Origin of the sequence: Palleronia sp., from assembly GCF_042089775.1 — a bacterium.
Lineage (GTDB): Bacteria > Pseudomonadota > Alphaproteobacteria > Rhodobacterales > Rhodobacteraceae > Palleronia.
Window position 1 is genome coordinate 70,282 of record NZ_JBELKF010000006.1, and the last position, 9,319, is coordinate 79,600.

Sequence of the window (9,319 nt, forward strand, 5' to 3'; positions counted from 1 at the left end):
GGCGCTCCGTTCGACCGTTGCGCGAAGGCGGGATCAGTGGGCATGGACGGACTCTATGTCGTGGGCCCCGCCGAGCATCAGGCCGATCTCTCCCACGGTCAGGCCAGCGGTGGGGCGGAACGGGGACAGGCGGCCTTCGGTCAGGGCGGCGAAACCGTCGGCGACCTGCATCAGCTCGTCGAGGTCCTGGCTGATGACGAGGACGCCCGAGCCTTTCCCGGCGAGGTCCAGCAGCGCCTGCCGGATGGTGGTGGCGGCGGCGGCGTCCACGCCCCATGTCGGCTGGTTGACGACAAGGACCAGCGGGTTCTGGGCGATCTCGCGGCCGATCACGTATTTCTGCAGGTTACCGCCCGAAAGCGCGCGCGCCACCGTGCCGGGGCCGGGGGTGCGCACGTCGAAGCGCTTGATCACCCCTTCGGCAAAACGCCGCGTTGCGCCCCAGTCGATGAACCCGCGCCGGGCGAGGTTCTGTGTGGTGGAAGCCGACAGCAGCGCATTTTCGGTCAGGCTGAGATCGGGCGCGGCGGCGTGACCCAGCCGTTCCTCGGGCGCAGTCAGGAGCCCAAGTGCGCGACGGCGTTGGGGCCGGCTGCGCGAAATGTCTCGCCGGGCGAGAAAGATCGTGCCCTCGGGGGCGCGCGCTTCACCGGCGAGCGCGGCGAGCAGCTCGTCCTGGCCGTTCCCCGCGACGCCGCCGATGCCCAGCACCTCGCCCGCATGCAGCCGGAACGAGATGTCCTTGAGCGCCGTGCCGTGATCCGATGCAGGGCCCATCGACAGACCCGCAAGCTCCAGCAGCGTCTCGAGCTGCACCTTGCCCGCACGGGCTGGCGTCTCGAGCCGCCGACCCACCATCAGCTCGGCCAGGCGCTCGGCCGATTCCTCGGACGGGGTGCAGGTGGCAACCACCTTGCCGCCGCGAAGGATCGTCGCGGTGTCGCAGAGCGTCCGGATCTCTTCGAGTTTGTGCGAGATATACAGGATCGACGTTCCCTCGGCGCGCAGCTGGCGGAGGGTGTCGAACAGCAGGTCGACCTCTTGCGGGGTCAGCACGCTGGTCGGTTCGTCCATGATGAGAAGGCGCGGCTTGCCCAGAAGGCAGCGCACGATCTCGACTCGCTGACGCTCGCCCGCCGAGAGGTCGCCGACGATCTGCGAGGGCTTGAGCGGCAGGCCGTAGTCGCGGCTGACCTCGGCGATGCGGCGCGACAGCTGGCGCATCGGCGGCGGGTCGGACATGCCAAGCGCCACGTTCTCGGCCACGTCGAGTGCGTCGAAAAGCGAGAAGTGCTGGAAGACCATGCCGACGCCCGCCGCCCGCGCCGCCTCGGGCGAGGCGGGGGCGTAGGGGGTGCCGTCCATCTCCATCCGACCGGCGTCAGGCTGATTCAGGCCGAAGATCATCTTGACCAGCGTGGACTTGCCCGCGCCGTTCTCGCCCAACAGCGCATGAACCTCGCCCGGCGCGATGGACAGCGATACCGCGTCGGTCGCGACGACGCCGGGATAGGTCTTGGTCAGTCCGTCGATCTTCAGAAGCGGCGTCATGCTGGGTCCTGTTCCTCTGGGGCCAGTATCTCTGCCGCGACGCCCACGGCAATGGCCTGGGGATGTTTGCCCAGGGCAGGGTTGCCGATGGGACACCGTATGCGCGCGATTGTGGCGTCGGAATGACCAAGCTGCCGCAGCCGCGTCTGAAAACGCGCCCATTTGGTCGCCGACCCGATCAGCCCGATCCGGTGCGCCCCCGCGGTCAGCAGCGCGTGGCAGAGCGCAAGGTCGATGTCGTGGCTGTAGGTCAGGATCAGGTGCTCGTCTTCGGGGCCGGTCCGGGCGGCGAGGCGCGGCATGTCGGCGGCCACGATCCGGTCGGCGCCGGCGGGGATGTCGGCGGGAAACCGGCCGGCGGCGTCGTCGATCCAGGCGATGCCAAGGTCGGGCAGGGGGGCCAGCACCGACACCAGCGCGCGGCCGACATGGCCCGCTCCCCAGACGTGGACCCGGCGCGGCGCGGGGGCGATGCGCTCCACCAGCCAATCGCCGACAAGCTGCGGCGACGGGGCGTCGGGGTCGTCCCGCAGGCGGTCGGCGGCCTCCATCACGTCCCGGCCGGGCTGCGTGTGGCCGATCGCGGCAAGGCCGCCGCTGAAGTCCACCGCATCCAGAAGCTCACGGTTCCAGTGCGAGATGTGCAGCGTCACCGTCCCGCCGCAGCACTGGCCCAGCGACGGTCCCAGCGCATGGCGGATCGCGCCGCGCCGGCCGGCGCGGGCGGCGGCGAGCGCCTCCCATTCCAACCGACCGCCGCCGATGGTGCCGTCCTGCCCGTTCGCCCAGACCAGCATCGATGCGCCGGGACCGCGCGGCACCGAGCCGCGCGTCTCGGCCACCACCACCCGCCAAACGTCGTCATGGGCGGCAAGCGCCGCTTCGAGCCGCAGGGGATCGAAGCTCATGCGCCCTGCGCGTGGCGCGCGGCGAAGAACAGTCGCTCGGCCGTGGCCGGCGCGTCGAGGTCGGGATAGGCGGCCCCGCAGGCGCTGGCTGCGTGGCTGAGGGCAAGGAAGGCCGAGACGCCCAGCATGAAGGGCGGCTCGCCCACGGCCTTCGAGCGGTAGATCGTCTCGGCCCGGTTCTCGTCGTGCCAGAGCGCCACGTCGAACACCTCGGGCCGGTCAGAGCAGGCCGGGATCTTGTAGGTCGAGGGGGCATGCGTCGTCAGCCGTCCCTTGTCGTCCCAGACCAGTTCCTCGGTCGTCAGCCAGCCGGCGCCCTGCACGTAGCCGCCTTCGATCTGGCCGATGTCGATGGCCGGATTCAGCGACTTGCCGCAATCATGCAGGATGTCCGTGCGCAGGATGCGGTTCTCGCCCGTGCGGGTGTCCAGCACCACCTCGGTCACCGCCGCACCGTGGGCGAAGTAGAAGAACGGCGTGCCGCGGCCGCGCAGGCGGTCCCACTCGATCCCCGGGGTGCGGTAGTAGCCCGTGGCCGACAGGCTGACCCGGCCCTGGTAGGCAAGCTGCACGGCCTCGGTGAAGGCGTAGCTTTCGCTGCCGACATGCACGCGGCCTTCCTGGAACCGGACATCGGCGGGATCAGCCTGGTGCTGCTCGGCCAGGAACGCGGCCATCCGGCCCGCGATCTCGTCGCATGCGGCCTTGACCGCCATCCCATTCAGGTCCGCCCCCGAGGACGCCGCCGTGGCCGAGGTGTTGGGCACCTTTCCCGTATCCGTCGCCGTGATGCGGATCGCCGACAGGGGCACCCCGAAGCGGTCGGCCGCGACGGCGGCGACCTTCTGGTGCAGGCCCTGTCCCATCTCGGTCCCGCCATGGTTCATGTGGACCGAGCCGTCCTGATAGACATGCACCAGCGCACCTGCCTGGTTCAGGTGGGTCAGCGTGAACGAGATGCCGAACTTCACCGGCGTCAGGGCGATGCCCTTCTTCACGTAAGGATGCGCGGCGTTCCATGCCTCGATCGCCGCGCGACGGGCGCGGTAGTCGGCAGTGTCCTCCAGCGCGTCCACCATCTCGTGCAGGATGAAGTCGCGCACCGGCATGTGGTAGGGGGTCGTCTGAACCCCGTCGGGCGGGGCGGCGACCGGCCCCGCAGGCTCGGCCACCTCGTGCAGCGCTCCGCGGCTCGTCACGTCGGCGTCGGTGCCGGGGTTCACGTCCTCGGTGCCGACATGGCCCTTGCCGGTCGCTTGAGGCGGAATCGTGCCGCTTGTATCCGCGCTGTGTCCGGCGGCGTAGAAGTTCACGCGCCGCACATCCAGCGGGTCGCGGCCCAGGCGGTGCGCAATCTCATCCAACACCCGCTCGATCCCGACGACGCCCTGGGGGCCGCCGAAGCCTCGGAACGCGGTGGCGGACTGGGTATTCGTCTTCAGCCGGTGCGATACGATGCGCACGTCCGTCAGGTGGTAGGCGTTGTCGGCGTGCAGCATCGCCCGGTCGGCCACGGGCAGGGACAGGTCCTGGCTCCAGCCGCAGCGGACGTAGTGGTCGAATACGATGCCCGTGATGCGACCCTCGTCGTCATGGCCCACGTCGTAGCCGATGCGGATGTCGTGGCGCTTGCCGGTGATGGTCATGTCGTCGTCGCGGTCGTAGCGCATCTTGACCGGCCGGCCCGTGCGCGCGGCGACCAGCGCGCAGGCGACGGCAAGCGCGTTACCCTGGCTTTCCTTGCCGCCGAAGCCGCCGCCCATGCGGCGCACCTCGACCCGGACGGTGTGCATCGGAACGCCCAGGGCCTCGGCGACCTTGTGCTGAATCTCGGTCGGGTGCTGCGAGGACGAGTGGACCACCATGTCGCCCCCCTCGCCGGGGATGGCGAGCGCGGCCTGCCCTTCGAGGTAGAAATGCTCTTGCCCGCCGATCTCGATGCTGCCTTGCAGGCGGTGCGGGGCGGCGGAAAGGGCGGCGTCGGCGTCGCCCTTGGTCCAGGTGACGGGGCCGTCCTCGAACCGGCTGTCGGCGGCGAGGGCCTCGTCGATCGTCAGGATCGGCGTGTCCTCGGCCGTTTCCATCGCGGCCTGCCGGGCGGCCTTGCGGGCGGCCAGATGGCTGGTCGCGGCCACGACGAACAGCGGCTGGCCCATGTAGTGGACGCGGGCGGCGCCGTCTTTCATTTCGGCCAGCAGCGGCTCGTCGTGGGCAGAGGGCGAAACGTCGACCGCCCCGGTCTCGGCCGCCGAAAGGGCGACCACCACGCCGGGCGTCTCGCGCACCTTCGTCAGGTCGAAGCGCACCGTGCCGCGGGCGATGGGCGACAGTCCAAAGGCCAGGTGCAGCGCGTTCGCGGGCAGGGGGATGTCGTCGACGTAGCGGGCGGACCCGGCGACGTGGAGCGGCGCGCTGTCGTGCGCAGAAGGCTTGTGGATGCTCATGCGCGGACCTCCAGCACCGAGGGTTCGTCGGCCGAGGCCAGACGCAGAAGCATCCCCTTCGCCGCCTCGACCCGGTAGCGCGCCGAGGCGCGCATGTCCGACAGCGGGGTGAAGTCCTGCTCCAGCGCTGCTTGGGCGAGGGCAACGCCCTCGGGCGTCAGCGGCTGGCCGATCAGCGCGTCCTCGGTCAGGCGGGCACGCTTCGGAGTGCCGGCCATGCCGCCGAAGGCGATGCGGGCGGCGGTGACGGTGCCGCCTTCGGTCGTGATGTTGAAGCAGCCGCAGACGGCCGAGATGTCCTGGTCGAAGCGCTTGGACAGCTTCTGGCAGGACAGGCGGTCGGGCTGGTCGGGGATCGAGACGGCCTCGACGAACTCGCCCGGCTGGCGGTCCTGCTTGCCGTAGTCGATGAAGAAATCCTCGAGCGGGATCTCGCGCCGCGCATCCCCTCGGCGCAGGTGCAACACCGCCCCCAGCGCGATCAGCGCGGGCGGCCCGTCGCCGATAGGCGAGCCGTTGGCGATATTGCCGCCGATGGTCCCGGCGTTGCGCACCTGCGTCGAGCCGAAGCGGCGGAGCATCTCGGCCAGGCTCGGGTGGCGGGGGGCGACTGCCTCGCGCAGCCGCGTCAGCGTGACGCCCGCGCCGATGCGCAGGGCGCCGTCAATTTCTTCGATGCGCTGCAGGTCGGTGACGCCGTTGAGGAAGAGTGCCGTCCCGAGGTCGCGCAGGCCCTTGGTCACCCACAGGCCGACATCGGTCGCCCCGGCGACAAGGGTGGCGTCGGGATGGTCGAGGTAGAGCCTGGCCAGCTCGTCCGTGCTGGCGGGGCGCAGCGCACCGGCGGTGCGCGCGGGGTCGCCGCGACTGTCCGCTCCGGTGCCGGCCAGCGGGTCGCGGCCGCCCCAGTCGGCGGGCGTGTCTGCGTAGCTGGGCGCGGGCGCGGCGCCCGGATGCGGCGCATCGCCTTCGGACGTGCGTGACAGCGGCGTATCGCGCATGTGGTCGGGGACGGGCAGGCTTTCAACGGCTTTCGCGGCGCGGATGATCGGCGCGTAGCCGGTGCAGCGGCAGAGGTTGCCGGCAAGCTGATCGTCGTGATCCGTCGCGCAGTTCAGGTGGGCCGTCGCCATCGTCACCACGAAGCCCGGCGTGCAGAAGCCGCACTGGCTGCCGTGGTGGTCGACCATCGCCTGCTGCACGGGGTGGGGCGTACCATCGGGCGCGGCCAGACCTTCGACCGTGCGCACGGCATGTCCGTCCAGCTGCCCCATGAAGAGGATGCAGGCGTTCAGGGCGCGGGCGCCACGTTCGTCCGTCACCATCACCGAGCAGGCGCCGCAATCGCCTTCGTTGCAGCCTTCCTTGGTGCCGGTGAGGCCGCGCGTTTCGCGCAGCCAGTCGAGCAGGGTCGTCGTGGGCGCGGTCTCGGCCTCGACCGGGTCTCCGTTCAGGCGGAACCTGACCTTCATAAGAATATCCGCCGCGTTACTCGTTTTGTCCTCGGGCGGCGCAGTCGATGCGGCGTAGAGCGCGCAGCCCGTCCGCAATCAAACCGGGACGGGCGGCGCAATGCAAGGGCGGTCTCGTGCGGCGCGAAGCGAGGTCGCGGAGCCTTGGTCGACCTATTCGACGGCGGTGCCGGGCTCTTCGACGATCTCCCCGACGCCTTCCTGAGTCGAATCCCTGAGCTCTGCGTCTTCGCCGAAGTTCGGGAAAGCGAACCACGCGATCAGGGCGATCACGAGGGCAATTACGACGACGATGCCGATAGTGCGGGCCATGAAACGAGTTCTCCGTCTAGGTGATGCTCGGACAGCTAGTGCCGCGTGGCGCCGTGGCGATGGTGATTACGGGTCGCACGCGGCCTGTCGGCGATCCGTCGCGCAGTCGCGGCACATACTGGCGCAGCGCTTGTGGCGCCGGTCGTCGTACCTCTCGCACAGCTTCAGCGCCAGACGGATGGTCCCTCGTTCGACCCGGTCCGGCGCAACTTCGTGCGGTACATCAGCGCGCAGATATCCGAGCAGTCGTTGCACAGGGGGCACTCGGCCGCGTCGCCGAGGGCGTCATTATCGTGGCGGCAACGTCGGGACGCCTCGGCAATCGTTCGCTGGTGGTCATACGGGTGCTCCTTTTGCGTCCCGCAGGGAAACGGGTGCACGGCGGTTCTCCACAGCATCCGGGGGTTTCCCGGCCGCGCGGCCCGATATATCGTGCCGCTCATGGCCGATCCTCGATTCATCCACCTCCGCCTTCATACCGAGTATTCCCTGCTGGAGGGGGCCATGCGGCTGAAGAAGCTGCCGGGCCTCGTCGCGGGGATGGGCATGCCCGCCGTGGCGGTCACGGATACCGACAACATGTTCTGTGCGCTCGAATTCTCTGTCGGGGCGCAGGGGGCGGGGGTGCAGCCCATCGTCGGGTGCCAGGTGTCCGTCGGCGATTTCGGGTGGGAGCCGGGGCGGGGCCAGCGCGCCCATCCGGCACCGCTGGTCCTGCTGGCGCAAAGCGAGCAGGGCTACGAGAACCTGATGAAGCTGAACTCGGTCCTCTACCTCGAAGGGGACAGGTCCGAGCCGCAGGTGTCGCTGGACGATCTTGCGGCGCATGGCGAGGGGCTGATCTGCCTGTCGGGCGGTCCCGATGGTCCGGTGGGAATGCTGCTGCAGGCAGGTCAGCGCGACAAGGCCGAGGCGCTGATGACGCGGCTGGCGGCGATCTATCCAGATCGCCTGTATGTCGAGCTGCAGCGCCATCCGGGGGAGGGCGGAGCGCTGCCCCAGAACGAGCGCCTGACCGAGCGCGGCCATGTCGAAATGGCCTACGCGATGGACCTGCCGCTGGTCGCGACGAACGACGTCTACTTTCCCAAGCCCGACATGTACGAGGCGCACGACGCGCTGATCTGCATCGCGGACGGCGCCTATGTCGACCAGAACGAGCCGCGCCGCCGCCTGACGCCGCAGCACTACCTGAAATCCCCGGCCGAGATGTGCACCCTGTTCGCCGATCTCCCCGAGGCGACCGAGAACACCGTGGAAATCGCGCGCCGCTGCGCCTTCGCCACCTACCGCCGCGACCCGATCCTGCCGCGCTTCGCCGATGACGAGGTGGACGAGCTGCGTCGGCAGGCGAAGGAAGGGCTGGAGGCGCGGCTGGCCGTGATTCCCCACGCCACGACTGTCGAGAAGTACCAGGAACGGCTGGATTTCGAGCTTGGGATCATCGAGGGGATGGGCTTTCCCGGCTACTTCCTGATCGTCGCCGACTTCATCAAGTGGGCCAAGGAGCAGGACATCCCTGTGGGGCCGGGGCGTGGCTCGGGCGCAGGCAGCCTTGTCGCCTATGCGCTGACGATTACCGATTTGGACCCATTGCGTTACAGCCTGCTCTTCGAGCGGTTTCTCAACCCCGAGCGGGTGTCGATGCCCGACTTCGACATCGACTTCTGCATGGATCGGCGCGAAGAAGTCATCCGCTACGTCCAGGAGAAATACGGCCGCGACAAGGTGGGGCAGATCATCACCTTCGGCGCGCTGCTGTCCAAGGCGGCGGTGCGCGACGTTGGCCGTGTGTTGCAGATGCCCTACGGCCAGGTCGATCGCCTGTCCAAGATGATCCCGGTCGAGGGCGTGAAGCCGGTCAGCATCGAGCAGGCCCTTCGGGACGAGCCGCGCCTGCGCGAAGAGGCCCGCAACGAAGAGGTCGTGGACCGCCTTCTGACCTACGGCCAGCAGGTCGAAGGGCTGCTGAGGAACGCCTCGACCCACGCCGCGGGCGTCGTGATCGGGGATCGGCCGCTGGACGCGCTGGTGCCGCTCTACCGCGATCCGAAGTCGGACATGCCCGCCACCCAGTTCAACATGAAATGGGTCGAGCAGGCGGGGCTGGTGAAGTTCGACTTCCTCGGCCTCAAGACGCTGACGGTGATCCAGAACGCCGTGGATCTCATCAACCAGTCGCGGCCGATCCATGTCGGGCCGGACGGGTCCGAGCTTTACGCCCCCGCGCCGGGGGCCGAGAACCAGATGAACCTGATCCCGCTCGACGACGCGAAGTCCTACGAGCTCTACGCCAAGGCCAAGACGGTCGCGGTGTTCCAGGTGGAATCCACCGGCATGATGGATGCGCTGCGGCGCATGAAGCCGACCTGCATCGAGGATATCGTGGCGCTGGTGGCGCTCTACCGCCCCGGCCCGATGGAGAACATCCCGGTCTATTGCGAGGTCAAGAACGGCCTGCGCGAGATCGCGTCGGTCCACCCGCTGATCGACTACATCCTGGAAGAGACGCAGGGCATCATCGTCTATCAGGAGCAGGTGATGCAGATCGCTCAGGTCATGGCGGGATACTCCCTCGGCGGCGCCGACCTGCTGCGCCGCGCCATGGGCAAGAAGATCAAGGAGGCGATGG

At 69.1% G+C, this 9,319-nt stretch carries 7 protein-coding genes; 1 reads left to right on the forward strand and 6 read right to left on the reverse strand.

The window, feature by feature from the left end; translation table 11 throughout:
- Positions 1–33: 33 nt before the first annotated feature.
- The 6 genes from ACFDS3_RS03245 to ACFDS3_RS03270 form a co-directional block, all read right to left on the reverse strand.
- Entirely contained in the window at positions 34–1,551 is a 1,518-nt protein-coding gene (locus tag ACFDS3_RS03245) for an ABC transporter ATP-binding protein (RefSeq protein ID WP_375260900.1), read from the reverse strand.
- On the reverse strand, positions 1,548–2,459 hold the full coding sequence (gene xdhC / locus ACFDS3_RS03250) for a xanthine dehydrogenase accessory protein XdhC (protein ID WP_375260901.1): 912 nt from the start codon (positions 2,457–2,459) through the stop codon (positions 1,548–1,550). Before xdhC ends, ACFDS3_RS03245 begins: the two co-directional genes overlap by 4 nt.
- A complete protein-coding gene (xdhB, locus tag ACFDS3_RS03255; protein ID WP_375260902.1) occupies positions 2,456–4,903 on the reverse strand; it encodes a xanthine dehydrogenase molybdopterin binding subunit in 2,448 nt (815 codons plus the stop codon). The genes xdhC and xdhB overlap by 4 nt, the downstream gene beginning before the upstream one ends.
- Positions 4,900–6,375: a xanthine dehydrogenase small subunit gene (xdhA, locus tag ACFDS3_RS03260; RefSeq protein WP_375260903.1), complete on the reverse strand. Its 1,476-nt coding sequence runs from the start codon at positions 6,373–6,375 to the stop codon at positions 4,900–4,902. The genes xdhB and xdhA overlap by 4 nt, the downstream gene beginning before the upstream one ends.
- Before the next feature lie 153 nt (positions 6,376–6,528).
- The gene (locus tag ACFDS3_RS03265) at positions 6,529–6,687 is read right to left on the reverse strand and encodes a hypothetical protein (protein ID WP_375260904.1); all 159 of its coding nucleotides are present in this window, start codon (positions 6,685–6,687) and stop codon (positions 6,529–6,531) included.
- Between the two features lie 164 nt (positions 6,688–6,851).
- Positions 6,852–7,130: a hypothetical protein gene (locus ACFDS3_RS03270; protein ID WP_375260905.1), complete on the reverse strand. Its 279-nt coding sequence runs from the start codon at positions 7,128–7,130 to the stop codon at positions 6,852–6,854.
- On the opposite strand from ACFDS3_RS03270, the gene dnaE reads away from it, so the two are divergent.
- Positions 7,129–9,319 (forward strand): DNA polymerase III subunit alpha (gene dnaE, locus ACFDS3_RS03275; RefSeq protein WP_375260906.1); only part of this gene is annotated, 2,191 nt, incomplete at its 3' end. The genes ACFDS3_RS03270 and dnaE overlap by 2 nt on opposite strands.

Excerpts from the sequence above, each read along its gene's own strand:
- xdhC (WP_375260901.1), bottom strand. The coding sequence starts at position 2,459 with ATGAGCTTCGATCCCCTGCGGCTCGAAGCGGCGCTTGCCGCCCATGAC.
- ACFDS3_RS03245 (WP_375260900.1), bottom strand. The coding sequence starts at position 1,551 with ATGACGCCGCTTCTGAAGATCGACGGACTGACCAAGACCTATCCCGGC.
- xdhA (WP_375260903.1), bottom strand. The coding sequence starts at position 6,375 with ATGAAGGTCAGGTTCCGCCTGAACGGAGACCCGGTCGAGGCCGAGACC.
- ACFDS3_RS03270 (WP_375260905.1), bottom strand. The coding sequence starts at position 7,130 with ATGAGCGGCACGATATATCGGGCCGCGCGGCCGGGAAACCCCCGGATG.
- xdhB (WP_375260902.1), bottom strand. The coding sequence starts at position 4,903 with ATGAGCATCCACAAGCCTTCTGCGCACGACAGCGCGCCGCTCCACGTC.
- ACFDS3_RS03265 (WP_375260904.1), bottom strand. The coding sequence starts at position 6,687 with ATGGCCCGCACTATCGGCATCGTCGTCGTAATTGCCCTCGTGATCGCC.